Raw genomic sequence first — 23,990 nt, 5'->3', positions numbered from 1 at the left:
TTGATCTCGATCAACAAACGCGCGTGCCCCGACCCGATCTTCTCCCACTGGAAGTCCGAGGGAGGGATGTGATGTTTCGCTGCGGCAAGACCCTGATGGCGCTTGCGTTCATATTGGCGACGTCGTGCGCTGCAACGGCGCAGACCACGACGACACCTGCGGCCCCAACTCCGCAGGCGCAGCCTGCGAGCCCGCCTGCGCCGACGGCCGAGCTTCTGAAGCCTGAGCAGCTTGAGGCCTTGGTCGCGCCGATCGCACTCTATCCCGATGAGCTCCTTGCCAATGTGCTGGCGGCCTCCACCTATCCGCTCGAAGTGGTGCAGGCCGACCGCTGGCTGAAGGAGCACAAGGGCCTCAAGGGCGATGCGCTCAGGACAGAGGTGGAGAAGCAGAGTTGGGACGACAGTACCAAGGCACTTGCCAGCACCGCCGACGTCCTGACCATGATGAGCGACCAGCTGGACTGGACCAAGAAGCTGGGCGATGCCTTTCTCGCGCAGCAGCCTGATGTGATGGATGCGATCCAGCGCCTGCGCAACAAGGCCTATGACAACAAGAAGCTCGTCACCACCAAGCAGCAGAAGGTCAGCGTCCAGTCGCAGGAAGGCAAGCAGGTCGTCGTGATCCAGCAGGCCGATCCCGCGGAGATGTATGTGCCCTATTACGATCCGGCGACGGTCTATGGCAGCTGGCCCTATGCGGAATATCCGCCGTATTATTGGGGCTATCCGTCCTATATCGGCGCCGGCGTGGTCGCGGCGGGCCTCGCCTTCGGCACCGCCTGGGCGATCGGACGCTGGGGCAATTACTGGGGCGGCGGCTGCAACTGGGGCAACCGCAACGTCTACGTCAATCATCGCACCACCAACATCGCCAACGGCTGGCAGCATAATCCGGCGCATCGCGGCGGTGTGCGCTACAACAACGTCAACGTGCAGCAGCGTTTCGGCAACAACAACGTCAGGGCCGGCGCGTCCGACCGGATGGATTTCCGCGGCCGTGACGGCAACCAGGTGCTGCGTCCGAACCAGGGGGGCCCGGGAGATAGGGCAGGAGATCGCGCGGGAGATCGTGCAGGCGACCGTGCTGGTGATCGTGGCGGTCCGGGTGACCGTGCAGGAGATCGAGCAGGAGATCGCGCCGGCGATCGCGCGGGTGACCGTGCCGGCAATCGCGGCGATCGTCCCGGTGGCGGCGATCGCGCGGGTGCTGCAGATCGCGCCAAGGGCGGCGGTGATCGTGCGAAGGGTGGCAACAAAGGCGGCGGCGATCGCGCCAAGGCCGCGAACCGTGCCGGCGGTGGTGCCGCGGCCAATCGTGGCGGTGGCGGCAATCGCGGCGGCGCGATGAATGTCTCGTCCGGCCGGTCGGCTGCCGCGGCATCGGCGCGCGGACGCGCCAGCATGGCGAGCATGCCGCGCGGTGGCGGCGGTGGAGCGGCCATGGCCGGTCGCGGCGGCGGCGGTGGCATGGCGATGCACGGCGGTGGCGGCGGCGGCTTCCGTGGTGGCGGCGGCGGAGGCGGCCGCGGGGGTGGCGGAGGCCGGCGCTCCGACATCGCGCTGAAGCACGATGTCGTGCTGCTCGGCCATCTCTCGAACGGCCTCGGCTATTATCGCTTCAGCTACATTGGCAACGACAAGGCCTATGTCGGCGTAATGGCGCAGGAAGTCGAGCAGGTGATGCCCGATGCCGTGACCCGCGGCAGCGACGGCTATCTGCGCGTTTATTACGAAAAGCTCGGACTGACCTTCCGCACCTATCGCGACTGGGTCGCCGGCGGCGCGAAGATTCCCGCGGAGGTGACGCCATGACCGGTCTGAAATCGTTCCGCCGTGCGGTGTTGCCGGGCCTGATGGCGCTGGCGCTGCTCGGCACTGCGTCGCGGGCGCAGCAGGCCTACAAGACACCGGAAGACGCGGCCGCCGCACTCGCGGCCGCGGTCAAGAGCGGGCCGGACGACATCCTGAAAGTGCTCGGCCGTGCCGCCGACGACATCGTCTCGTCCGGCGACGAGATCGCCGACAAGGACATCCGTCAGCGCTTCACCTCGATGTATGACGTCAAGCACGGCATCAAGGCGGAGGGCAATAAGACCGCGACGCTGATGCTGGGCCCGGATGACTTCGCGTTTCCGATTCCGTTGGTCAACACCAAGGCCGGCTGGGAATTCGACACTGCCGAGGGCCGCATCGAGGTGCTGCGCCGTCGCATCGGCCGCAACGAGCTCGATGCGATCCAGACCGCGCTCGCTTTCGTCGACGCGCAGAACGAATATGCCGACAAGGACCGCGGCGAGGGCGCCGGCGTCTATGCGCAGCGCATCGTCTCCTCGCCCGGCAAGAAGGATGGCCTGTTCTGGCGCGACGACAAAGATCCGAGCCCGCTTGGTGCGCTGGTGGCGGAGGCCTCGAAGGAAGGTTACCGCGGCGGCGATGTCGGCCCCGCGCCGTATCACGGCTACTACTTTCACATCCTCAAGGGGCAGGGCCGCGATGCGCCGGGCGGCGCGGTCAACTATGTCGTCAAGGGCAAGATGATCGGCGGCTTCGGGCTGATCGCGTGGCCCGCTGAATACGGCAATTCCGGCATCATGACCTTCCTGGTCAATCATGACGGCGTCGTCTACCAGAAGGATCTCGGCAAGCGCACCGAGCTTATCGCCCAGCGCACCACGCTGTTCGATCCGGACCAGACCTGGAAGAAGGTCGATGCCGCGAAACCGTGAGAGCTGGCGAGCTTCCGCACGCGCGATCGCCGCTTGCCTGATGACGATCGGGCTGCTCGCGGTCGCCATTCCGTCGACGCCGTCGCATGCACAGGCCAGCGGCCAGGTCCGGGTCAAGATCGTGAAGGCGGGCCTGCTGATCGGCGGCGGCACCGGCACCGGCGTGCTAACCTATCGTGGTCGTGACTATCCGTTCAACGTGTCCGGCGTAAGTTTTGGCATCACGGCCGGCGCGACTGTCGGTCGACTCGATGGCCGGGCCTCGGGCATCCACGAGGTCGGCGACTTCGCGGGGACCTATAGTTCGGTCGGGGGCGGCGCTGCCTTGGTCGGCGGCATCAATGGCGTCCACCTACGCAACGAAAAGGGCGTGACAATCGTGCTGCAGGGCCCGAAGGCCGGGGTGGAATTCGCCGCCAATCTCAGCACGATCACGATTTCCATGAAGTGAGCCTTATGAGGGCAGACCAAATCCGCACCCACTACCCCGGCATGGCGCTCGTGCAGGTGGTCGAAGCAACTGCCGTCGTCCCGCGCTGACAAGAGCGCGCGCGAAGGAGTGGAACTCCGATCACTGATACGAGAGTGTGAGGCAGCGCACATCGGCGCCTCGCATGGGACGCTAATCAGGCCTCCGGGTCACGTATCAGCCAAGGAGATTGCCATGAAGCGCCTGATGCTTTGCGGACTGATTGCCGTCGCATCGCTCGTTGCCGCAACAACCCTGCCGCGATCACACGTATCGTCAATCAATGGGACCATTGGAGCGGCCCGACCTGGCGGCATGCAAGCCGGAGTGCAGGCGGACAAACTCCCGGTGCAGGATTTCGATGATCGTTCGCTGGTGTTTCCGCGCGAGTCGATGCCACGCTAGTCGAGCAATGGAATGGGCCTTTACTTGCGGAGCGGCCAAGCCCCGCCATGCGAGGAAGGAGGCTGCCGGAGGTTTCCGAGGGGGCTTCGATGGATTGATCCGAAAGCATCCCTGACCCGTCAAGGGCCCATGAGACTGAGACCGGGTTGGGTAGCGGTCGGGTCGCTGAGCAGTCCCAGGGAGTGGAGGGCTGCGCTGTGCTGGTCGACTTCCAGTATCGCCAGTAGCAGGGCCAGCACGACCGCGACGAAGATGAGTATCGACGAGGGCTCTCTAGTCGCCGGATCGTCGGTTGAAGACAGCAAGGCACGCAGGCCTCGCAAGTGCGAAATTACCAGCAAATACCCTTTGGATAGCATTTGCATGACTGAGGCCCTCGCAGCCTCAAATACAAATCTAGAACCCGGCATGCCGCCGTTCAAGCGGGTGTGTCATTGTGCATCATGGAACGGGGCGGACCGCCAGTCGTTGAGCTGAATCAAATTGAATGGGTCTGCTCATGTGGCGATTCGCGATCCTTGTATGTGTGGCGGCGTGCTCAAGCTACGGACTGGCGCTTGCCCAAACGGACCAACGCATCAAGGATCCGGCCACTGTTGGTGCGGGGCGAACTGCTCCTGAGGATAAAGGTCAGTTGCAGCCGCAAGGCTGGACCGGCCCGGTCGACACCCGATCGGGTGGTGCGCCCGCTGAGAGTCCGCAAGGACAGAGCCCGCCCGGCATGCAAGCCGCTCCGGACGGATCGAACAAGACTGTCGTCGCGCCGGACAAGTGACGCGTTTGTGTGAAGCGCGAATTCAGGCAGAATAAGAAGCGGTTCTGGTTCGTTCGGCGCAGCTTCGGATCGCTGATGAATTCCTCACGTTTCGTCCCGTTGATCGTCATCGCCTCGCTCTTCATCCCGGTGCAGACAGCTCGTGCGCAAATGATGGGACACGGCGGGCCAGTAAGGACCATTGCTGTTTCGGCCGATGGCAAGAGCCTCTTGTCTGGCGGGTTCGACACCGCCGCCATCAGATGGTCGCTTGCAAGCGAATCCGCGGAGCAGGTGTTGCGGTTTCATTCGGAGGCGGTGAACGCGGTCGGTTTCCTCGCCGACCGGCGGATGGTGACCGCCGGCGCGGACGCGCGCATCGCGATCTGGACGGCCGGTCAACAACAGCCTGACGCGGTGCTGCAGGGACATCAGGCGCCTGTCGTCGCATTGGCGATCTCGCCCGACGGCGGGATGATCGCTTCGGGATCCTGGGATCACTCGGTGCGGCTCTGGTCACTGACCGACGGCACGCACCGCGTGCTGGAAGGTCATTCGCAGAACGTCAACGGCGTTGCTTTCGCGCCCGACGGCAAGTCGCTCGTCAGCGTCGGCTACGATCTCACGCTCCGGATCTGGCGCCTCCCGGGTGCGACCGTCGAAACGATTGCGCTGCCGGCCCCATTGAATGCCGTCGTCATCGCGGGCGACGGTGAAATCGTCGTCGGGGCGGCCGACGGCAGGCTGCGCATGCTGAGCGCCGAGGGCAAGGATCTTGGCGAGGTCGGCGCCGGGGCCTCGCCGATCGTGGCTCTTGCCATCTCCAACAATGGTGCATTGATCGCGGCTGCGAGCGTGGGTGGCGCGGTGACGATCATCGATCGCACAGCTCGTGCCGTGTTGCGCAGGGTGGTGGGACTGGTCGGGCCGGTCTGGTCGGTTGCATTCCTGCCTGATGGCGAAACCCTCCTGACCGGCGGTGCCGACGGAAAGATCCGGCGCTGGAATGCGCGCACCGGCGAACCGGTCGGCTCGAATCTGCCGGGCGCTCCGGCCGATCCCATGGCGGCCTATGCCGGCGACCCCGGCGCCGAGGTGTTTCGCGCCTGCGTGGCTTGCCACACGTTGTCGGAGAAGGAAACGCAGCGTGCGGGGCCGACATTGGCGGGATTATACGGCCGAAGGATCGCCTCGCTGCCGGGCTATCGCTTTTCCGATGCACTCAGGGCGATGGACATCGTCTGGACGCCCGAGACGGTCGCGAGACTGTTCGAGATCGGTCCGAATGCCTATACGCCCGGCACCAAGATGCCGGAGCAGCGGATCGGCTCTGCCGAAGATCGCCGGGTGCTCACGGATTTTCTGGCCCGCGCGACCGTGAAATAGCGAGCGCGAATGCGCCGCCTTAGCTCTTGCTGTCTCGCTGGCGCAAATAATCGTCGGTGGTCCGTGGCGGCGCTCGTTCGGTGGTGCCGGCGAATGGATCGAACTGCTGCTCGTTCATGGTGATGACACGGCAGTCGGCACACATCCTGAGCGCATCGAGCCGCTTGTCGCCGGCTGGATACATCCAGTGCCGACCCTCGAGCTTCGCCGTGACACGGTCGATCGTGCTCTTGACGCCGAACGGCTTGCCGCATCGGACGCATAGCGCGGGCTCCTCCTCTTTGATCACCCGGGCCGGGGCGCGGGAGGCGCGAAAGTCGATCTGCGGCGTCAACGTGATCACTCTTTCCGGGCAGGTGCTTTGGCACAAGCCGCATTGCACGCAGGCATCCTCGACGAATTTGAGCACAGGACGCTCGGGATCATCGCGCAACGCGCCGGTCGGACAGACGGAAACACAGGACAGGCACAACGTGCAGCCCTCGATGTTGACGCTGACGGCGCCAAGGGGAGCGCCCTGGGGCAGTGCAATCACGTCCGTCGGGCTCGGGGCGGCGCGGTGCAGTTCGCCAAGGGCAAATCGAAGCAGATCGCGCCGCTTGCCGACGGTCCTAAAGGTTGCGGGTTGACCGACGGTCGCGAGCGGCTCGATCGCCCGCAGCGCTGCATCTAATGCGCCGGGGTCGTCCGCCTCTATGGTCGCGACGCGGCGCCCGGCAAATCCGAGGCCGGTGAGAACGGCACCCGCCATGGCAATGGTCTGCGAAAGTCCTGTCAAATCGTGCAGCGGCCTGGCCCGCAACAGGAAGCGGACGGCGGCCGCGCCATAGGCAAAGGCTGCCACGACGGCCTCAAGGCCGAGTTGTGTCACTTCGTTCACGGCGCAAGGCAGCACATTCGCCGGTAAACCGTCACCATGGCGGGCCAGCGCATCGATCAGCGCGTCGCCGTGCTGTCCGTCATGAAACAGCAGCACCGGCTGGGTGCCGCCGGCGTCATGATAGGTCAGCAGCATCGCGCGGAGCCGGTGCAACTGGGTGTCGGCGGGCGGTAGGGCATAAGCGGCCGCGCCGGTCGGGCAGGCCGCAGCACACTGACCGCATCCGGCGCAGACTTCCGCGTTGACGGTGACATGATCGCCGGCCGGCGTGATCGCTCCCGTCGGGCACAAATCCAGGCACCGATGGCAGCCGATACGCTCTGAACGCGAATGCGCACAGAGCGCGGCAGTGAAGTTGACGTATTTCGGCTTGTCGAAGCTTCCTACGAGATCGCGCGCTTTCAGCACGGCGCGAAGCATGGCGGCCGGATCGCCAGGATCCGCGCGCAGGTAGCCGTCCCGCAGGTCATGGGCAGGAAATAGAGGCATGCCACCGGATAGATCCAGTACGAGGTCGCAGCGGGATAGCGCACCATTGCGTGGCGTCTCGAAGATGAAGCGATCGCGCGAGGAAGGGTGCGGGCGGGCGTAGTCGTCGATCGTGAGCTCGAAGGCGCCGAAATGGCCCTTGGCGTTGCGGATCGTGCCTTTCACGATCGGGAAGACCGTCGCCGCGGACGGCGTAACGCCTTGCGGCTGCTTCAACATGACCGTCACGTCGAGATGGTCGGCGAGCAGCTGGCCCGCCTCGATCGCCGCCTCGTCTCGCCCATAGATTAGGATGACGCCGTCGCTCGACAGGGTGACGAGCGGATAGTCCGGAATGGCGACGGACGCTGCGGCGAGCAGCGCCGCCATCTTCGGTCCCGCTTGCGCGCCGTCGCGCGCCCAGCCTGCGGTCTCGCGGATGTTGGCGAAGGTGATCCCGTCAGGCCGTTCGCAGGCCTCGCCGGAAAACTGCGCGGCCTGCTGCGTGCAAGCCACCGTCAGCGGACCACCTGCCTTTGCGGCGCTGCGGAAGTGATCGATCTCGGCGCCGCAGAGATGGCGAAAGCTTCTGATATCGCAGCTGGGACAGCCACGCCGGATCGCAGCCGTGTCGAGGTGCATCGTGTCTTCGCACGAGCAGATCAGGACGGTCTTCGCTGGTTGCTCCAGGTTAGCCTCTCCCACAATGATGGCGGACTCGCGCCGATCCATCGCCTCGTATAGATATTACCAATCGGGAAGAAATGGAATGTGGAGGACGGCCTGCCGTCAATCCCAACCAGTGACGTTTCCCTCGCGGAACCGATCCGTCTGCCGCCGCCGTTCACGCTCGTTCGGCTTCGCGAGAGCGGTGATGCCTTTGCCCATGCTTGCCGCATTGCACCCGAAAGTGGCGCAGGCACGCTGGTCTATGTCGGTCGGTTCGACCTCGCCGAGTTCGCCGTGGTGCTTGAGCCGGTCGAGCCCTTGCGCGGCGCGCGCCGCGCCTTCTACGCCGGCATGGTGGCGCTTACCGACGCGCTTCGCGCCTATGCGCCGCCGAACAAGGCGGTGGCGATCGATTGGCCTGATGCGGTCAGGATCGACGGGGGACTGGTCGGTGGCGGGCGAATGGGATGGCCATCGTCCGGAGGCGAGGACGAGCCGCCCGCCTGGCTTGTGTTCGGCGCCATGATCCGGACCGTTGCGATGACGGATCAGGAACCGAGCATTCATCCGTTGGCCGCGGCGCTGGACCAGGAAGGCTTTGGCGAGGCGGGCGCCGTACAGGTGACCGAGAGTTTTGCCCGTCACCTGATGCGGGCGATCGATGGTTGGCGAGTGGAGGGTTTCGACAGCATCGCTCACGACTATCTCAGCCGGGTGCCACGCGAACGGCAAGCGCTTCAGCGGATCGATGATCGCGGGGACCTCGTGACGCGCCGCATTGGCACGAACAGGATTGAGCGGCGGGAACTCGTGAAAGCTCTCGCAGCGCCGGCTTGGCTTGACCCGAAGCTCGGAGGGCCAAGCTCGTGAAACTGTTGCGCACCATCGCGCTCGATCCGTCCGACACCTTTGTGTTCGATGTGCCGGCCGAGCCTGGCGAATGGGCCGTGTCCGGCGCCTTCCGTTTCTGCGACCAGGATCCGGCGACGCTGGGCGGAAAGGCACGTGCGGCCCTCCGCGGCGGCTTTCTCGGTGTGCAATCCTGGGGCTGGTCGACGCTGGTGCAGATCGTTCCAGCGACGGAGGCCGATCGTCGGACGCTGGTCGACCTCCTTGCTGCGCAATTGATCGACCGCCTTGGTGCGCCGGACATCGCGACCGCGCGGGCGGCCGCGGAAGAGGAAATTGTCTTTGCACAATCGCTCTGCACGCATCCGATCAGTTCGCTCATTGCTGTGCACCGCACCACGGCTCACGGCGAAATCCGCGAGACTTTCAGGAGGCTGCAGTTGCGGGAGGGGCAGGGGCACGGCAGGGCCTTCTCATTCATGGAGATCGAGAATGACGCCGAGCCGGACGGCGATCTCAACCTCGTGGATTTGAGCAGGGAGTTGCGGCGCCGATGAACGATTTCTGGATCACCTGCGGCCACCATCTGCTCGATCGCGACGAGAGCGGTGGGCTCTGCGTGACAGACGAATTCCTGAAGGCATACTTTGCTCGTCCCGAGCTGATGCCGCCGGACGATGCGTGCCCGCTCGAGCGCCGGTTGCACCGGCAGCTGCTCGCCAATCCGCGCCTTCCGGTGGGCGTCGGCGAACTTGCCGGAATCGCCGACCAGGATGCGAAGGAGAATTGGCAGTTCGTGATGGCCTTTCGCGATCTCTTGTTGCGACATCCGACGCTGGAAGCTGCCTATCTTGAAATTGTCCGCTCACGCAGAAGCGACTTGCCGCCGCTGTTCGTCAACCAGATGGTTCACGTGATCCTGCGCAACGCGCTCGATGCCTGTGACGATCCATTCGTGCTGCGCGCCGCGGAATTGTTCTTCCGCCCGCAACGGATTCTTCCGCACGAGCAGGCCTTGCTGCTCGGGGACGAAGAGTTCGTCGGGGGACGACACCCAACGCCGGTGCTCTCGCTGATGTCGATGCTGGGCGCCACGCATGATGCCCAGCTCGATGTCCTGAGCGAGGAGACCGCCGACGGCTATTGGCAGCGGAGCGACGGGTTCGACATGGCGTTCGACCTCACGGCTGGCGGTCGAGGGCCGGCGGCGCTGGCTCAGGCAATGGCGCGTTGGATCTCCCATCTGCTCGGGACCGACGTGACCATCTCGCCGCTGCGCGAGATGCACGAGGTGCGGCTCACCTGGTATGTCGGGCTCGATGCCGATGCCACCGGGCTCGGCGACCGTCTCTGGTCTGGCGAGGAACTCGACGAGCGCAGCGCCGGCCGCGTGCTCGCGCTGTTTCGGCTGACAATTGCGGATGGGGAGCAGGTGACAAAGGAGATGCGGGGGGAGCCTGTCTATCTTATCCTGGCGATGACGCCTGACCAGAAACTCCGGATGAAGCCGCACAATCTGCTGACCGGGCTGCCGATCAAACGGCTGGAGATGGTGATGTGAACCCCACCACGCTGCCATTGGTGCGCATTCTCGTCGGCGTCGTCGTCGAGCGGTCCAAGGCGGACTCACCATGGGTCGACTTCGTCTGGCGCGGCGTCGCTGTCCTGCCGGACGAGCCGGACACAAAGCCCTGGACGGTCCTTCGCGAGGAAGACGGGACGACCTTGTTCTATGCCGGCAGTGCCACGGTCGATCTCTATCCGTCCGAGACTGCGCGCTATCGCGACAATCTCGCATCGCGCAGTCCGGGCATCTGGATCGTTCTGGCGCCTGCAGATGGTGCCTGGCCCTATTCGGTGGCTGCCGCCACCGCGGATCCCGCGGAAGGGGAAGCGTTTACCGAGGCCGGCGCCAATCTGGTCGAAGCAGTCGCCATGCCGGAGATGCTGCGCGAGGCGATTGAAAGTTTCATCACCGAGCACCATGTCGAGCGCGAGTTCTTCAAGCGCGAGAGACGGCGAACCGATCCCGAGGCGCTTGCGCGCCGACAGCATGAAGGCGGACACGAATGAGCGAGGACAGATTCCTGGCGCGCTGGTCCCGCCGCAAGCAGCAGGCAAAGACGAGCGCAACGCCTCCTGAACCGGGAATGCACGACGAGGTGCCGTCGATGCCGCGGCCCGCCGCCGAGGAAAACGCGCCCGAGTTTGATCTATCGAGCCTGCCGTCGATTGATCAGATCACCTCAGCAACGGACATGACCGCATTCCTGCGCAAGGGAATCCCACAAGAGCTGACGCGCGCGGCGCTTCGTCGCGCCTGGAGCGCCGATCCCGCCATTCGCGACTTCGTCGGCCTCGCCGAGAACGCCTGGGACTTCAACGACCCGAACGCGATGCCGGGCTTTGGACCGCTGGATTGTTCCGAAGGAGAGCTGTCCGCACTGGTTGACCGCATCGTTGGCGGGGCGCGCAAGGCGGCCCAATCGCTGTCGGATGCACGCCTCGAAACCGATGATTCTTCTCCGGAATTGCCGCAGGCGGAACCTGCAACGGTTGCGGCCGCGAAGGACAAATCTGCCGGAACGGAATCCATGCCCGTGTCTGCGGCACCGCAACCGGCGGTGGCCACAGACACGGAAGGCGAACGCGCTGCCATGCGGCGGCGCACACATGGCGGCGCGCTGCCATCCTAGATGCACGACTAAAAGCCATAGCCTCCGGCTATGCTGCCGCGTTGACCATCCGCGGAACCGGGACTACGCTGCGCTAGTTCTTTGTAACAAAAGCAATAATCGGGCAGACGGGACTCTGATGGGAGACCCCACATGCGTGACGAAGGGCTTGATCGCGCCATTGACGCCGTCGGCGGCGTTGCGGAGCTTGCGCGTAAAATCGGCGTCAGCCAGCCGTCCGTTTCGAACTGGGTCAAGGTGCCCGCACAACGGGTGATTGCAGTCGAAGCTGCAACGGGCGTGTCACGCGATCAGTTGCGGCCCGATCTTTACGTCGAGCCGATCGACCCCATTGATGCCGCACGTGCGCAGGAATACGCGCTGCTTGCGATGCTCGTGTCCGCAGCGCCATCGAAGAGGCTGCTTGATCAACTTGCTGCCGTGGGTGCGGATGCGACGCCGCTTGGACGCGCGCATGCTGCACTCGCGGAAGCTGCCTCTCGCGCGGTCCCGGCTGAGCTCGAACGCGAATATTTCGACCTCTTCGTGGGGCTCGGGCGCGGCGAATTCTTGCCCTATGCCTCCTACTATCTCACCGGCTTTCTCAACGAGCGTCCGCTGTCGCGCCTGCGCGCAGACCTCGCCGCGCTCGGCATCGAGCGTGTTGCCAACAATTTCGAGCCTGAAGATCACGCGGCGATCCTGTGCGAGATCATGTCGGGTTTTGCAAGCGGGCGGTTCGAGGCGACCGGCGAGGCGCAGCATGCCTTCTTCGAGAAGCATGTTGGGTCCTGGATGGGCCGCCTGTTCGCCGACATCGAGAGTGCGGACAACGCCAGCTTCTACCGTGCGGTCGGCGCACTGGGCCGCCTGTTTATCGAGATCGAGACGGAAGCATTCACGTTCGCCAACTGACGAGCGCGTGCTGGTCCGGGAGGGAAGCGATGAGTGAAGACAACAAAGCCGCGGTCGGGCGCCGCGATTTCCTTCGCAAGGTCGGCATCGGCACGGTTGGCGCCGGCGCCACACTCGCGACACCGCTCGTCGGGTCTGCGCAGGCCGACAGCGAGAGCAACGATGAGAAGCGCAAGGCGCGCTACAAGGAATCCGATCACGTGAAGGCCTATTACCGCGTCAATCGCTATCCGACCTGAGAGGGAGGCGACCGTGCTCATCAAGCGAACACACCAGCATTCCCTGCGCCGCGGCTCCGTCGCAGACACCCTTGCAGGTCAGGCCAGCGGCCTCGACCGTCGCAGCTTCCTGCGCAAATCCGGTCTTGCCGGCGGCGCGCTCGCAGCGCTCGGCACCATCTCTGTCGGCGGCGTGCGCAAGGCTGAGGCGGCCGCCGCGGGGCCGCTCACCGCGGGCGCCACCGTCCGCAAGAGCATCTGCACGCATTGTTCTGTCGGCTGCACCGTGACGGCGGAGGTGTTGAACGGGGTGTGGATCGGCCAGGAGCCCAGCTGGGATTCCCCGATCAATCGCGGATCGCATTGTGCCAAGGGCGCCTCTGTCCGCGAACTCGTGCACAGCGAGCGGCGGCTACGCTATCCGATGAAGCTGGTCGGCGGGCAATGGACTCGCGTCTCCTGGGATACCGCGATCAACGAGATTGGAGACAAGCTTCAGGTCGTGCGCGAGAAGTCGGGCCCTGACTCCGTCTATTGGCTCGGCTCGGCCAAGATGACGAACGAAGGCGCTTACCTGTTCCGCAAGCTCGGCGCGTTCTGGGGAACCAACAACACCGATCACCAGGCCCGCATCTGCCATTCGACCACCGTCACCGGCGTCGCCAACACCTGGGGCTACGGCGCGATGACCAACAGCTACAATGACATTCGTAATGCCAAGACGCAGGTCGTTTTAGGCGGCAACCCCGCCGAGGCGCATCCGGTCTCGTTGCAGCACCTGCTCGAAGGCAAGGAGCTGCAAAAGGCCAACTTTGTCGTCATCGACCCGCGCCTGACGCGAACCGCGGCACATGCGACCGAATATGTGCGGATGCGGCCCGGCACCGACATCCCGGTGCTGTACGGCATGATGTGGCACATCCTCCAGAACGGTTGGGAAGACAAGGAGTTCATCCGACAGCGGGTGTATGGATTCGACGATCTCCGAAAAGAGGTGGAGAAGTGGAATCCGGAAGAAGTCGAGCGCGTCACCGGCATTCCTGGCGAGCAGCTCAAGCGCGTCGCCAAGATGTTTGCCACCGAGAAGCCGGCCACGCTGATCTGGGCCATGGGCCAGACCCAGAAGACCGTCGGCACCGCCAACGTGCGCGCCAGTTGCATCCTGCTGCTGATGACCGGCAATGTCGGCGGAGCGGGCATGGGCGCCAACATCTTCCGTGGCCACGACAACGTGCAAGGCGCGACCGACGTCGGGCTCGATATCGTCACGCTGCCGTTCTACTACGGGCTTGCCGAAGGCGCGTGGAAGCACTGGTCTCGGGTGTGGGAGGTCGACTATGATTTCCTGAAGTCGCGCTTCGATTCCAAGCAGATCATGGAGACCCCCGGCATCCCGCTGACCCGCTGGTTCGAAGCGGTGACGCTGCCGAAAGATCAGGTCGCGCAGAAAGACAATGTGCGGGCGGTGTTCGTGCAGGGACACGCTTCCAACAGCATCACCCGAATTCCCGAATCCCTGAACGGCCTGAAGGCGCTCGAGCTGCTCGTCATCGCTGACCCGCATCCGACGACCTGGGCCTCGCTCGCAGTCGAGGCGGGACGCAAGGATGGCGTCTACATTCTCCCAGTCGCCACGCAGTTCGAGTGCAAGGGTTCGCGCGTTGCCTCCAACCGCTCGCTTCAATGGGGCGAGCAGATCGTGAAGCCGATCTTCGAATCGAAGGACGATCTCGAGATCATCTATCTATTCGCGAAAAAGTTCGGTTTCGCCGACAAGATGTTCAAGAACATCAAGATCGAGAACAATCTGCCTGAGGCGGAGGATCTGTTGCGGGAGATGAACCGCGGCAGCTGGTCGACCGGCTATTGCGGGCAATCGCCCGAGCGCCTCAAGGCGCATATGAAGAACCAGGCGAAGTTCGACATGCTGACGATGCGAGCGCCCAAGGACGATCCTGAAGTGGGCGGCGACTATTACGGTCTACCCTGGCCGTGCTGGGGATCGCCCGAGGTCAAGCATCCCGGCACGCCGCTGCTCTACAACACCAACCTGCACGTGATGGACGGTGGCGGCACGTTCCGGCCGCGTTTCGGCGTGGAGCGCGAAGAGAAGCTGCCGGACGGCACGACGCGGAAAGTAAGCCTGCTCGCGGACGGCTCGTACTCGAAGGGTTCGGGAATCGAGGACGGCTATCCGGAATTCACTCTGGCGGTCCTGAAGAAGCTCGGCTGGGACACGGAGCTCACGGAAGCGGAGATGGCGACGATCAACAAGATCAATCCGGCCACTCCGGACGCGGTGTCGTGGTCGCTCGATCTCTCGGGCGGCATCCAGCGCGTCGCGCTCGCGCATGGCTGCGTTCCCTACGGCAACGGCAAGGCGCGCATGAATGCGTTCGGCTTGCCCGATCCCATTCCGGTCCACCGCGAGCCGATCTATACGCCGCGCGTCGACCTGGTCGCCAAATATCCGACGCTGCCAGATGCCAAGCAGTTCCGGGTGCCCAATATCGGCTTCTCCGTGCAGAAGGCTGCGATGGAGAAGGGAATTGCAAAACAGTTTCCGCTCATCCTGTCGTCTGGCCGTCTGGTCGAGTACGAAGGCGGCGGCGAGGAGACGCGGACCAATCCCTGGCTCGCCGAATTGCAGCAGGACATGTTCATCGAGATCAATCCGGCCGATGCCGCCGAGCGCGGCGTCAAGGACGGCGGCTGGGTCTGGGTGACCGGCGCGGAGAATAACTCCAAGGCCAGGATGAAGGCGCTGGTCACCGAGCGGGTCGGCAAGGGCGTTGCCTGGATGCCTTTCCACTTCGGCGGTTGGCTCGCGGGCAAGGATCTTCGCAGCAATTACCCCAAGGGTACCGATCCGATCGTGCTCGGCGAAAGCGCGAACACGATCACGACCTACGGGTACGATCCCGCGACGAACATGCAGGAGACCAAAGTCACTCTTTGCCAGATCGCGGCGGCATAAGGAGCAACGACGATGGCACGTATGAAGTTTCTCTGCGACGCCGACCGTTGCATCGAGTGCAACGCCTGCGTGACAGCCTGCAAGAACGAGCACGAGGTTCCCTGGGGCATCAACCGGCGCCGTGTCGTCACCATCAATGACGGCAAGCCGGGCGAACGTTCGGTCTCGATGGCGTGCATGCACTGCACCGATGCACCCTGCGCTGCGGTGTGCCCGGTCAATTGCTTCTACACCACCGCCGACGGCGTGGTGCTGCACTCCAAGGACCTCTGCATCGGTTGCGGCTACTGCTTCTACGCCTGCCCATTCGGCGCGCCGCAATATCCGAAGGTCGGCAATTTCGGCTCGCGCGGCAAGATGGACAAATGTACCTACTGCGCCGGCGGTCCCGAGGCCGACGGCAGCAAGGAGGAATACGAAAAGTACGGCGCGAACCGTCTCGCCGAAGGCAAGCTGCCCCTGTGCGCCGAAATGTGCTCGACCAAGTCGCTGCTCGCCGGTGATGGCGAGATCATCGCCAGCATCTACAAGGAACGCGTGTTGAAGCGTGGCTATGGCTCGGGGGCATGGGGCTGGAAGACCGCTTATCGCGAGACGATCGAGTCCTGAAGGAGGCCGCGATCCGCGCGGCTCGAATGCCGGGAGGAACTTATGCCGTCATTTGGAAGGTTCATTCGCCTCGCTATCGGCGCGTGGGCATTGCTTCTGTTGATCGCGGCGACACCTACGCCGTCAATGGGCCAGCAGATCAACCCGACCGCGGACGCGGTCAATGAACGGCAGTTGCTCCAAGAGTTGGACCGGATCCAGGGCCGCGTCAGCATCCCCGACCAGCGTTCCAGCGTGCTTGTCCAGCCGCAAGGCCGCGAGTGGCGTGAATTCCGCAACGTCTTGCTGCGTTGGATCGGCGGTGTCGCTATCGTCGGAATGCTGGCGGTGCTGGTCGTCTTCTATCTTGCCGTCGGCATGGTTCGGCTGGAAAGCGGACGATCCGGCCGCACCATCGTGCGCTTCAACACCTTTGAGCGTTTCGTGCACTGGATGACTGCGACCTGCTTTATCATTCTGGCGGTCTCCGGTCTGAACATCACCTTCGGGCGACCGCTGCTGTTGCCGCTGATCGGCTTTGAGGCCTTTTCCGAATGGTCGCAATGGGCGAAGTATGCCCACAACTACCTGAGCTTCCCGTTCACCATCGGCGTCGTTCTGATTTTCCTGATGTGGATCGGCGGCAATATCCCGAACAAGGTCGATGTGGAGTGGACCAAGCGGGGAGGCGGATTGATCGGTCATGATCATCCGCCGGCCTATCGATTCAACGCCGGCCAGAAGGCGATCTACTGGATCGTCGTGATCGGTGGCGGACTTGTGGCCGGGACGGGCTACGTGCTCATGTTTCCGTTCTACGGGACGGGGATCGAGGGGATGCAGATGGCCCAGATCGTTCACTCCATCGTTGGGGTGCTGTTCATCGCCGCGATGCTCGCGCACATCTATATCGGCACGATCGGCATGGAAGGTGCCTTCGAGGCGATGGGTTCAGGTGAAGTGGACGTCAACTGGGCGCGCGAGCACCACAGCCTGTGGATGGATGAGCAGACGGCACGAACCGGTCCTGGTGACTCACAGCCGCAACGCCGCCGCGCCGCTTCCCCGGCGGAGTAGCCCCGTCGAAACCCCGACTTGATTTACAGACGCACGCCCGTCGTAGCAAAGGCTTGTGCGACGGGTTGCTGTACGCTGTTCAGCACTGCAACTGCAACTGCTGCGATCGCAATCGTTGCAACGCAGGCCAGCATGAAAGCCTTCATCGCGATCCTCCAGGCAAACAGGCTCGCGAACGATCATACAGAATGTCCGGCTGCGAACAAACGTTGTCTTCGGGCAAAGGGGGCCCTACATGCCGGATGAACGCGGCATCGTCCGGGTGATGTCGGACGATTGCGGCTTGCCGAACACCGACAAATTTGAAGCAGCTGGCGCTCTATCTGCGATCGTCAACTCGGTGAGGCGTGCGCGGCGAAGCCAGTTGGTGACGACCTTCGGCTCCGCGCGCTGGGCGACTTCAAAGGAAATCCGCGTTGCGGCCTTGTTCGCGCCTAACCGAGTGGTTCTCGGTCGAGCGCCCAATCTTCGCCGTCCTTGCGACGGCGAACGGTCTCTGACACATAGCGGTTCTTGCGGCGGACCTGGACGGGCCAGTTCCCGGAGGGCAATTGAGTGAAGCTGGCCATGGCCGTGTGCACTCCATGCATCGAGGGGGCAAACGGGTACAAAATGCGCAAATTTCGGCTAGTTTGGAGTGCAGCAGCTTCATGCTTCATCCTATTAAGAGTGTAGGGTAAGCTATTGAAATTAGGAGACTTTCGCTTTTTCGCTGTCCCGATAATGGATTGGACCGAGAGTTCAAGTTTTTCAAGCGGTTAGAAGGCGGCGTGTGCGCGACGTGTGCACCGGGAGATCAAAGAAGATCAGTACAGCTAACGGGCGTGGCAGTTGGTTGAGCGTGTGTCCCTTGCCAGGCGATGCTCTTGTTGCGCAGGAGCTGCAATCGAAAATTGGAAGACTGTAGGCGCGCGGGTGACGGTGGGCGGGGCAACTATCTGCAGAATGATCCGGTTAAGGAATGATCGCTCTCAGCCTCCTGCAATTGCGCGATGGACGAGCGCGATGACATCGTCGGCTTCCTGTTCGGTGCTGTCAAAGCGAGCCACGAACCGGATTACGTCCTGGCCCCGTCGCGCGAATTGCAGCCCGCTCGCTGCAAGACGGTTGATGGCCAAAGCGGGCAGGTTGATGAAAACCAGATTGGCTTCCACTGGCGCAATGAGCTGAACGTCGGGCAGCGCAGCGAGACCCGCTCCAAGACGCGCGGCCACGGCATTGGCCTTCGCCGCGAGCCGCAGGTACAGGCGATCCTCGACGTAGGCGAGCAGCTGTGCCGACGCAAAGCGCATCTTCGACGAGGTCTGGCCGGCGCGGCGAAGCCGATAGGACAGGGATTCGACGAGATCCTGGTCGAACACCACGATCGCATCCGCCGACATCGCCCCGTTCTTGGTCGCCCCGAAGGACAGGATGTCGACGCCAGCGCGCCATGTCATGTCGGCCGGGCTGCAATCGAGCCGCGCCAGCGCGTTGGCGAACCGGGCGCCATCCATGTGCAGCGACAGATTCCTGTCGTGGGCGACTGCTCCGATTTCGGCGATCTCGGCGAGGGGATAGATTGTTCCATACTCGCTGGCCTGGGTGATCGACACGGCATCGGGCTGGGAGCGGTTGCGGACTCCCCAGGCCGCCCGGCCCAGCGCTTCGCTCAGGCTCGACGGCTCGATCCGAAAGTTTCGGCCGGACATGGCGACGAGCTTCGCGCCGCCTGTGAAGGCTTCGGTCGCGCCGCCTTCCGCGGTGTGGATATGCGCCTCTTCGTGACAATAGATGGCGCCATAGGGCCGCGCGCAGCTTGCGAGTGACAAGGCGTTGGCCGCCGTACCGGTCGAGACCGGGAACACGGTGACCGCGGTCTCGAACAGCTCCGAGAAGCGCGCATTCAACAATCTCGAATAATCGTCGTCGCCATAAGCGGCGGCCGGGCCGCGATTGGCCTCGGCGATCGCTCGCAGAATCTCGGGGCTGACCGGCGCGACATTGTCGCTGCGGAAATTCGGGAGCGTCGGGGCTGCGTCGTTCATACGTCCTGTCCTGCCGTCATATCACGGTTGATTCCTGCTTGTTGATGCGCCGATTGATCAGGAGCAACGGGATCGCGGTGACGAGGATAAGCACCGCGGCCGCGGCGGCCGCTAGACCCGCGCCGGTGCCCTCGATGGCATGGTACATCACGACGGTCGTGGTGACCCAGCCGCTGGCATAGAGCACAATGGTCGCGCTCAACTCGGATGCCGCAGTGATCCAGACCAGCACCAGCCCGCCGACAAGGCCGCTGGCCATCAACGGCACGGTCAGGGTCGCGAAGGTTTTGCTTGGCGTGACCCCGAGATTGATCGAGGCTTCCTCGAGCGAGGGATCGAGCTGGTGCACGATTGCCGAGGACGACCGGATCGCGAAGGGGAGCTTGCGGACGACATAGGCGATGACCAGGATCAGCCAGCCGCCGGTCAGAATCAAGGGACCGCTGTTGAACGCGATGATGAGCCCGATCGCCAGGATCGTGCCCGAGACCGCAAACGGCACCATGCCGACGAAATCGAGCAATCCCGACAGGCGCGAGCGGTGCCGGGCCACGACATAGCCGATCGGAGCGCCGATCAGCATGGTGGCGACGGCCGCGATGCTGGCGAGCGTCAGCGTGTTGAGCAGCGGCCGATAGGAGCCGGACAATAGGGTGGCGTAATTGCCCAATCCGAACTCCCAGGTCAGGACAGGGCCGCGAAAGCGCAGGAGGGAGATCATCAACACGGCCGTGAACGGCAGCAGCGAGGCAATCACAATGCCCCAACTCACGATCGTGGCCGTGAGCCGCAGTCCGGGCGTCAGAGGCAGCTTCGCGGGCGCGCTGCGGGCATTGGTCGAAAACCGGCGCTTGCCGAGGTAGTGCCGCTGAACGAGCAGCGCGATCGCCGTGCAGGCGATCAGGAGCACGCTGAGTGCGCCCGCCGCGGCCGGGTTGGCATCAGATTCGCCGGCGAACAGCTTGAAGATGTCGACGGCCAGGAACGGCCGGTCCTCAGCCAGCACCGCTGGCACGCCGAAATTCTCCAGTGCCTCAATGAACACCAATAATCCGCCCGCAAGGATCGCCGGCATCACGATGGGCAGCAGCACGGTGCGGATCACATAGGGCCGTGAGCCGCCGAGATTGCGGGCTGCCTCTTCCATCGAGGCGTCGACTGCCTGGAATCCGGCCAGCACGGGCATGACGACGTATGGATAGAGCGTCAACGTGAACACGATGACGATGCCGGGCACGCCGTAGATCGATCCGATCGGAATGCCGATCCCGCGCAGAGTGGTGGTGACGACGCCAGCATGGCCGAACAGCAGCACGAGGGCGTAGGCGCTGACGAACGAGGGCAGGACCAGCGGCAAGGACGCAAGCGTCAGCAGCAGCGCGCGGCCCGGTATGTCGATCCGGGCAAGGCAGAAGGCGAGCGGGATGCCGATCGCGCATGCGAAGGCCGTCGCGAGCGCGGCGCAGAAAAGACTGTTGCCGATGCTGCCGAGATAGTAGCGGCTCTTCACAATCGCTGCGTAGTTCCCAAGTGTCAGGCCGCCCGTGCCGTCGATCCGAAAGCTTGCATCCAGGACGAGCGCCAGCGGGTAGAGCAGAAACACCGCGAGCAGCACCAGGGCCGCCAGCGTCACGATGGTGGCGAAGCGTTTCATGGCGCAGGATACGCCGTGATCTGGGCAGGATCGTAGGCAAGGGAGAGCGGCGCGCCGGGCAAGAGATCGAGCGCCTGGCCGCCGAGCGCCGAGATCCGAATCTGGGTGCCGTCCGGCAGGGTTGCGTGGAGGCGTTGTACCGGGCCGAGAAATTCACGAAGCGCCAGACGCGCATGCACAAGCGAGCCACCGGAACCATCTCGCAGCCGCAGGGCCTCCGGCCTGACCGACAGCAACACCGGCGCGCCCGGCGCTGCGACCTCGCCTCTGACCGTGAATTCCGTTCCGGCTGCTGCGACAGGCGTGTTACGGCCGTCGAAAGCTCCTGCGATGCCCGGCACCATATTGGTCGAGCCGAGGAATTCGGCGACGAAGGCAGTCTGCGGCATCCGATAGATGCGCTCCGGCGTGTCCACTTGCTCGATCTTGCCGCGACGCAAGACCGCGATGCGGTCGGAGATGGCGAGTGCCTCCTCCTGATCATGCGTCACGTAGATCGCAGTCAGGCCGAGCGCCTGCTGCAGCTGTCGGACCTCGATCCGCATTTCGGTGCGCAACTGCGCGTCGAGGTTGGACAGCGGCTCGTCGAACAGGAGCACGGCGGGCTCGATCACGAGCGCGCGGGCGATCGCCACGCGTTGCAGCTGACCGCCGGAGAGCTGGTGTGGTGACCGCGGACCGTAACCTGCAAGGCGTACCCGCTCGAGCGCCTTGTCGACGCGCGATGCGATCTCGGCAGCCGGAACCTTCCTGGCCCTCAGCCCGTAGGCCACGTTTTCGGCGACGGTGTGGTTCGGGAAGATCGCGTAGTTCTGAAACACCATGCCGGTGTCGCGGCGATGCGCGGGCAGAGCATCGATGCGCCGACCGTCGAAGCAAATGGAGCCGGATTCGACATCGACGAAGCCTGCGATCATGCGCAGCAACGTCGTCTTTCCGCAGCCTGACGGCCCAAGCAGCGTGAACAGCTCGCCATGCCTGATGTCGAGCGAGATGTCGTCCACGGCCCGCACCGCGCCGAAGGTGCGGGTCAGGTTTTCAATCCGGATCGCGGTCATCGGATCAGCGCGTGTTCTGGATCGTGGTCTTCAGCCGCGCGAGGGTGTCGCGACGGGCCGCTTCCCATTTGCCGTCGTCATAGGGTAGCACCTTGATCGCCGAGAACGGCAGCATCCCGGGTGCGACCGCCTCGAGCTCGATATCCTGACGGGCAGGGCGCCGGAACGTCGCCTTCAGCAACATCTCCTGGACTTCCTTGCTGGCCAGATAGTCGACCAGCCGTTTGGCAGACTCGGGGTTCGGTCCGCCTTTCAGGATGGCCGCGCCCTCGACGCCCGCATAGGTGCCCTCGGCCGGATAGGCGACGCTCACCGGCGCACCGTTATGGGCCCACAGGAAGCCGGCATATTCGAGCGTGATGCCAAGCGGATATTCGCCGCTGCCAATCCCGTCGAAGACCTGGGTCGAGCGGTTGAGCACCTTCGCATTCGCAAGCAGCCCGTCCATCTTGGTCCAGGCTGCGTCGTCCGCGCCCCACAGCGAGAGGAGCGTGGTCGCGGCCGCGTATGAGAATCCGGAATTGGCAGGGTCGGTAAAGGCGAGCTTGCCTTTCCATTTCGGATCGAGGAGGTCCGCCCAGGCTTTGGGCCCGCCGGCCTTGTCGATCGCCTTGGTGTTCTGGCCGATCACAACGACCTGGATGTTGGTGCCCAGCCAAAGGTCGTTTGGATCGCGAAATTGCGCCGGCACGGCTTCGCGGCCCTTCGCCGCGTAAGCCTGAAGGTGCGGGCTCGCGAGCCGCAACAGCGTCGCACTGACGCCCCAGATCACGTCGCCCTGCGGATTGGCGGCCTCGGACGCGACGCGGCGCACCAGCACACCTGATCCAGTCGAGACCACATCGACCTTGATCCCGGTCGCCTTGGCGAAGCCTTCGGCTACAAGCTTGTTCACGGTGTCGTCGTTGGCCGAATAGAGCACGACGCTCTGCTGGGCCGAGGCCAGCCCGGCTGCAAACAGCGATGCCGCGAGCGTCACGACTCGGGCGAGGATGGAGGCAGGAGATCTCATCGTGGTTCGCCCTCGTGGGTTCAGCGATTGCTCATGCGGTTGCGGCGAGGTACTCGGTGGCCGCCTTGAGCCCGGCGCCGGGTTCGATCGGCAGGCCGAACTTCGTGAGTGCGTCCTCGAGATGCAGAAGGTCGGTCAGAATGGTCCCCGCGCTCAAAGCACCCATCGTGCCAAATCGGATGACACGGCCGGAGAGACGGTTGCGGGCGCCTGCGATGACCGTGCGGTGATCCTGGTAGAGCTGCCGCACGATGGCACCGCCTTCGAGCCCGTCGGGGACCTTGAAAACCACGACCGTGTTCGAGCGTGGCTCATCGTGGCAAAAATCTGCGAGTCCGAGCGCTGCGCCGCCGGCGCGCAGCGCGGCGGAGAGCTTCTTGTGGCGCGCGAGCACATTGGCGAAGCCTTCCTCGTGCATCATCGTCAAGGCCTCACGCAGGCCATAGATGAGGCTCACCGGTGCCGTGAACGCGGTCTCGTTCTGCTCCGCGGATTTCAGCGCGCGACGGAAATCCCAATAGAAGGCCGATCGCTGCTCGTCCTGCCCGATCACGCGCCACGCCTTGGCGCTGACGCTGGCAAGTGCGAGGCCGGGCGGGCACATCAAGGCCTTTTGCGAGGCCGAGACAACGATGTCGACGCCCCATTCGTCCTGCCGCATCGCGATGCCGCCGAGACCGCTGACGGAGTCTGCGATGAGCAGCGTTGGCCGGTCGCGCACCAGTGCGCCGAGCGCCGCGAGATCGGCCACGATCCCGGTCGAGCTTTCATTGTGCACGACGACGACGGCGCGATAGGAGTGCTCGCGCAATCGGGCTTCCACCGCGGCGACATCGATCGCCTGGCCCCATTCGATCGCGGCCGTGTCGACGGTGATGTTCATGGCCTTGGCGATCGTGGTGAAACGCTCACCGAATTGACCATGCTCGACTACGAGGATCCGATGGCCCGGTCCGGCCACGTTGACGAGCGCAGCCTCCATAACGCCGGTCCCGGAGCTCGCAAAAAACAGGACGCGGTTCGTCGTGCCCAGAATCGGGCGGATCATCTCCTCCGCCTCGCCGATTGCAGTCCGGCATTCGGGTCCGCGATGGTTGACCATCACCCGAGCCATCGCCTGCCGCACCCGCTCGGGCACTTCGGTTGGACCGGGCAGCCGAAGACGGTATCCCGTCGAAGCA

Annotated in this window: 22 protein-coding genes; 15 read left to right on the top strand and 7 right to left on the bottom strand. The window is 64.1% G+C overall.

Annotated features, from left to right (window positions below):
- The first annotated feature begins 71 nt into the window (after positions 1-71).
- The 5 genes from JQ627_RS01965 to JQ627_RS01945 all read left to right on the top strand — a co-directional run bounded on the left by JQ627_RS01965 (position 72) and on the right by JQ627_RS01945 (position 5,742).
- Complete coding sequence (locus JQ627_RS01965; protein ID WP_212482467.1) at positions 72-1,814, top strand: DUF3300 domain-containing protein; 1,743 nt, start codon at positions 72-74, stop codon at positions 1,812-1,814.
- Positions 1,811-2,728: a DUF2950 domain-containing protein gene (locus tag JQ627_RS01960; protein WP_212482466.1), complete on the top strand. Its 918-nt coding sequence runs from the start codon at positions 1,811-1,813 to the stop codon at positions 2,726-2,728. Before JQ627_RS01965 ends, JQ627_RS01960 begins: the two co-directional genes overlap by 4 nt.
- Complete coding sequence (locus JQ627_RS01955; RefSeq protein WP_212482465.1) at positions 2,712-3,179, top strand: hypothetical protein; 468 nt, start codon at positions 2,712-2,714, stop codon at positions 3,177-3,179. The genes JQ627_RS01960 and JQ627_RS01955 overlap by 17 nt, the downstream gene beginning before the upstream one ends.
- Before the next feature lie 213 nt (positions 3,180-3,392).
- Positions 3,393-3,602: a hypothetical protein gene (locus JQ627_RS01950; protein WP_212482464.1), complete on the top strand. Its 210-nt coding sequence runs from the start codon at positions 3,393-3,395 to the stop codon at positions 3,600-3,602.
- Positions 3,603-4,452: 850 nt separating this feature from the next.
- Positions 4,453-5,742, top strand: coding sequence for a c-type cytochrome (locus JQ627_RS01945; protein ID WP_249142827.1), 1,290 nt, complete (start codon positions 4,453-4,455; stop codon positions 5,740-5,742).
- Positions 5,743-5,761: 19 nt separating this feature from the next.
- On the opposite strand, the gene JQ627_RS01940 is transcribed toward JQ627_RS01945, so the two are convergent.
- Positions 5,762-7,732 (bottom strand): 4Fe-4S binding protein, encoded by a 1,971-nt coding sequence (locus JQ627_RS01940; protein ID WP_212482463.1) that lies wholly within the window; start codon positions 7,730-7,732, stop codon positions 5,762-5,764.
- A 129-nt stretch (positions 7,733-7,861) separates the two neighbouring features.
- On the opposite strand from JQ627_RS01940, the gene JQ627_RS01935 reads away from it, so the two are divergent.
- The 10 genes from JQ627_RS01935 (at position 7,862) to JQ627_RS01890 (ending at position 17,058) form a co-directional block, all read left to right on the top strand.
- A complete protein-coding gene (locus JQ627_RS01935) occupies positions 7,862-8,629 on the top strand; it encodes a biotin/lipoate--protein ligase family protein (RefSeq protein ID WP_312015722.1) in 768 nt (255 codons plus the stop codon).
- Positions 8,626-9,165: a DUF6505 family protein gene (locus JQ627_RS01930; RefSeq protein WP_212482462.1), complete on the top strand. Its 540-nt coding sequence runs from the start codon at positions 8,626-8,628 to the stop codon at positions 9,163-9,165. The genes JQ627_RS01935 and JQ627_RS01930 overlap by 4 nt, the downstream gene beginning before the upstream one ends.
- The gene (locus JQ627_RS01925) at positions 9,162-10,169 is read left to right on the top strand and encodes a DUF6352 family protein (RefSeq protein WP_212482461.1); all 1,008 of its coding nucleotides are present in this window, start codon (positions 9,162-9,164) and stop codon (positions 10,167-10,169) included. The genes JQ627_RS01930 and JQ627_RS01925 overlap by 4 nt, the downstream gene beginning before the upstream one ends.
- Complete coding sequence (locus JQ627_RS01920) at positions 10,166-10,681, top strand: DUF3305 domain-containing protein (RefSeq protein ID WP_212482460.1); 516 nt, start codon at positions 10,166-10,168, stop codon at positions 10,679-10,681. Before JQ627_RS01925 ends, JQ627_RS01920 begins: the two co-directional genes overlap by 4 nt.
- Positions 10,678-11,304, top strand: coding sequence for a DUF3306 domain-containing protein (locus tag JQ627_RS01915; RefSeq protein ID WP_212482459.1), 627 nt, complete (start codon positions 10,678-10,680; stop codon positions 11,302-11,304). The genes JQ627_RS01920 and JQ627_RS01915 overlap by 4 nt, the downstream gene beginning before the upstream one ends.
- A 132-nt stretch (positions 11,305-11,436) precedes the next feature.
- Positions 11,437-12,198 carry a molecular chaperone TorD family protein gene (locus JQ627_RS01910; RefSeq protein WP_212482458.1) on the top strand — a complete coding sequence of 254 codons (762 nt, stop codon included), beginning with the start codon at positions 11,437-11,439 and terminating at the stop codon, positions 12,196-12,198.
- 29 nt (positions 12,199-12,227) lie between these two features.
- Entirely contained in the window at positions 12,228-12,437 is a 210-nt protein-coding gene (locus tag JQ627_RS01905) for a twin-arginine translocation signal domain-containing protein (RefSeq protein ID WP_212482457.1), read from the top strand.
- 13 nt (positions 12,438-12,450) lie between these two features.
- Positions 12,451-15,393 carry a formate dehydrogenase subunit alpha gene (locus tag JQ627_RS01900; protein ID WP_212482456.1) on the top strand — a complete coding sequence of 981 codons (2,943 nt, stop codon included), beginning with the start codon at positions 12,451-12,453 and terminating at the stop codon, positions 15,391-15,393.
- Positions 15,394-15,405: 12 nt separating this feature from the next.
- Positions 15,406-16,002 (top strand): formate dehydrogenase FDH3 subunit beta, encoded by a 597-nt coding sequence (fdh3B, locus tag JQ627_RS01895; protein WP_212482455.1) that lies wholly within the window; start codon positions 15,406-15,408, stop codon positions 16,000-16,002.
- A 42-nt stretch (positions 16,003-16,044) separates the two neighbouring features.
- Positions 16,045-17,058, top strand: coding sequence for a formate dehydrogenase subunit gamma (locus JQ627_RS01890; RefSeq protein WP_212482454.1), 1,014 nt, complete (start codon positions 16,045-16,047; stop codon positions 17,056-17,058).
- A gap of 23 nt (positions 17,059-17,081) precedes the next feature.
- Here JQ627_RS01890 and JQ627_RS39510 read toward each other — a convergent pair whose 3' ends face one another.
- The 6 genes from JQ627_RS39510 to JQ627_RS01865 all read right to left on the bottom strand — a co-directional run bounded on the left by JQ627_RS39510 (position 17,082) and on the right by JQ627_RS01865 (position 23,911).
- A complete protein-coding gene (locus JQ627_RS39510; RefSeq protein WP_283817065.1) occupies positions 17,082-17,204 on the bottom strand; it encodes a hypothetical protein in 123 nt (40 codons plus the stop codon).
- An 825-nt stretch (positions 17,205-18,029) separates the two neighbouring features.
- On the bottom strand, positions 18,030-19,085 hold the full coding sequence (locus tag JQ627_RS01885) for a low specificity L-threonine aldolase (protein WP_212482453.1): 1,056 nt from the start codon (positions 19,083-19,085) through the stop codon (positions 18,030-18,032).
- A gap of 16 nt (positions 19,086-19,101) precedes the next feature.
- On the bottom strand, positions 19,102-20,739 hold the full coding sequence (locus JQ627_RS01880) for an iron ABC transporter permease (protein WP_212482452.1): 1,638 nt from the start codon (positions 20,737-20,739) through the stop codon (positions 19,102-19,104).
- The gene (locus tag JQ627_RS01875; RefSeq protein WP_212482451.1) at positions 20,736-21,797 is read right to left on the bottom strand and encodes an ABC transporter ATP-binding protein; all 1,062 of its coding nucleotides are present in this window, start codon (positions 21,795-21,797) and stop codon (positions 20,736-20,738) included. The genes JQ627_RS01880 and JQ627_RS01875 overlap by 4 nt, the downstream gene beginning before the upstream one ends.
- A gap of 4 nt (positions 21,798-21,801) precedes the next feature.
- Positions 21,802-22,809 carry an extracellular solute-binding protein gene (locus JQ627_RS01870; protein ID WP_212482450.1) on the bottom strand — a complete coding sequence of 336 codons (1,008 nt, stop codon included), beginning with the start codon at positions 22,807-22,809 and terminating at the stop codon, positions 21,802-21,804.
- A gap of 31 nt (positions 22,810-22,840) precedes the next feature.
- Positions 22,841-23,911 carry an alanine--glyoxylate aminotransferase family protein gene (locus tag JQ627_RS01865; RefSeq protein WP_249142876.1) on the bottom strand — a complete coding sequence of 357 codons (1,071 nt, stop codon included), beginning with the start codon at positions 23,909-23,911 and terminating at the stop codon, positions 22,841-22,843.
- Positions 23,912-23,990 lie beyond the last annotated feature (79 nt).

It is taken from the genome of Bradyrhizobium liaoningense (assembly GCF_018130785.1).
GTDB classification, from domain to species: domain Bacteria; phylum Pseudomonadota; class Alphaproteobacteria; order Rhizobiales; family Xanthobacteraceae; genus Bradyrhizobium; species Bradyrhizobium liaoningense_A.
Note: the sequence above shows the minus strand (reverse complement) of the source record. Positions and strands in the feature narration are given on the sequence as shown.

What these genes read in the sequence shown, in the direction of transcription:
- JQ627_RS01915 (WP_212482459.1), top strand. Translation starts at nt 10,678, where the DNA reads ATGAGCGAGGACAGATTCCTGGCGCGCTGGTCCCGCCGCAAGCAGCAG.
- JQ627_RS01910 (WP_212482458.1), top strand. Translation starts at nt 11,437, where the DNA reads ATGCGTGACGAAGGGCTTGATCGCGCCATTGACGCCGTCGGCGGCGTT.
- JQ627_RS01945 (WP_249142827.1), top strand. Translation starts at nt 4,453, where the DNA reads ATGAATTCCTCACGTTTCGTCCCGTTGATCGTCATCGCCTCGCTCTTC.
- JQ627_RS01925 (WP_212482461.1), top strand. Translation starts at nt 9,162, where the DNA reads ATGAACGATTTCTGGATCACCTGCGGCCACCATCTGCTCGATCGCGAC.
- fdh3B (WP_212482455.1), top strand. Translation starts at nt 15,406, where the DNA reads ATGGCACGTATGAAGTTTCTCTGCGACGCCGACCGTTGCATCGAGTGC.
- JQ627_RS01905 (WP_212482457.1), top strand. Translation starts at nt 12,228, where the DNA reads ATGAGTGAAGACAACAAAGCCGCGGTCGGGCGCCGCGATTTCCTTCGC.
- JQ627_RS01880 (WP_212482452.1), bottom strand. Translation starts at nt 20,739, where the DNA reads ATGAAACGCTTCGCCACCATCGTGACGCTGGCGGCCCTGGTGCTGCTC.
- JQ627_RS01965 (WP_212482467.1), top strand. Translation starts at nt 72, where the DNA reads ATGTTTCGCTGCGGCAAGACCCTGATGGCGCTTGCGTTCATATTGGCG.
- JQ627_RS01890 (WP_212482454.1), top strand. Translation starts at nt 16,045, where the DNA reads ATGCCGTCATTTGGAAGGTTCATTCGCCTCGCTATCGGCGCGTGGGCA.
- JQ627_RS01870 (WP_212482450.1), bottom strand. Translation starts at nt 22,809, where the DNA reads ATGAGATCTCCTGCCTCCATCCTCGCCCGAGTCGTGACGCTCGCGGCA.
- JQ627_RS01885 (WP_212482453.1), bottom strand. Translation starts at nt 19,085, where the DNA reads ATGAACGACGCAGCCCCGACGCTCCCGAATTTCCGCAGCGACAATGTC.
- JQ627_RS01865 (WP_249142876.1), bottom strand. Translation starts at nt 23,911, where the DNA reads ATGGTCAACCATCGCGGACCCGAATGCCGGACTGCAATCGGCGAGGCG.
- JQ627_RS01955 (WP_212482465.1), top strand. Translation starts at nt 2,712, where the DNA reads ATGCCGCGAAACCGTGAGAGCTGGCGAGCTTCCGCACGCGCGATCGCC.
- JQ627_RS39510 (WP_283817065.1), bottom strand. Translation starts at nt 17,204, where the DNA reads ATGAAGGCTTTCATGCTGGCCTGCGTTGCAACGATTGCGATCGCAGCA.
- JQ627_RS01950 (WP_212482464.1), top strand. Translation starts at nt 3,393, where the DNA reads ATGAAGCGCCTGATGCTTTGCGGACTGATTGCCGTCGCATCGCTCGTT.
- JQ627_RS01960 (WP_212482466.1), top strand. Translation starts at nt 1,811, where the DNA reads ATGACCGGTCTGAAATCGTTCCGCCGTGCGGTGTTGCCGGGCCTGATG.
- JQ627_RS01875 (WP_212482451.1), bottom strand. Translation starts at nt 21,797, where the DNA reads ATGACCGCGATCCGGATTGAAAACCTGACCCGCACCTTCGGCGCGGTG.
- JQ627_RS01940 (WP_212482463.1), bottom strand. Translation starts at nt 7,732, where the DNA reads ATGCACCTCGACACGGCTGCGATCCGGCGTGGCTGTCCCAGCTGCGAT.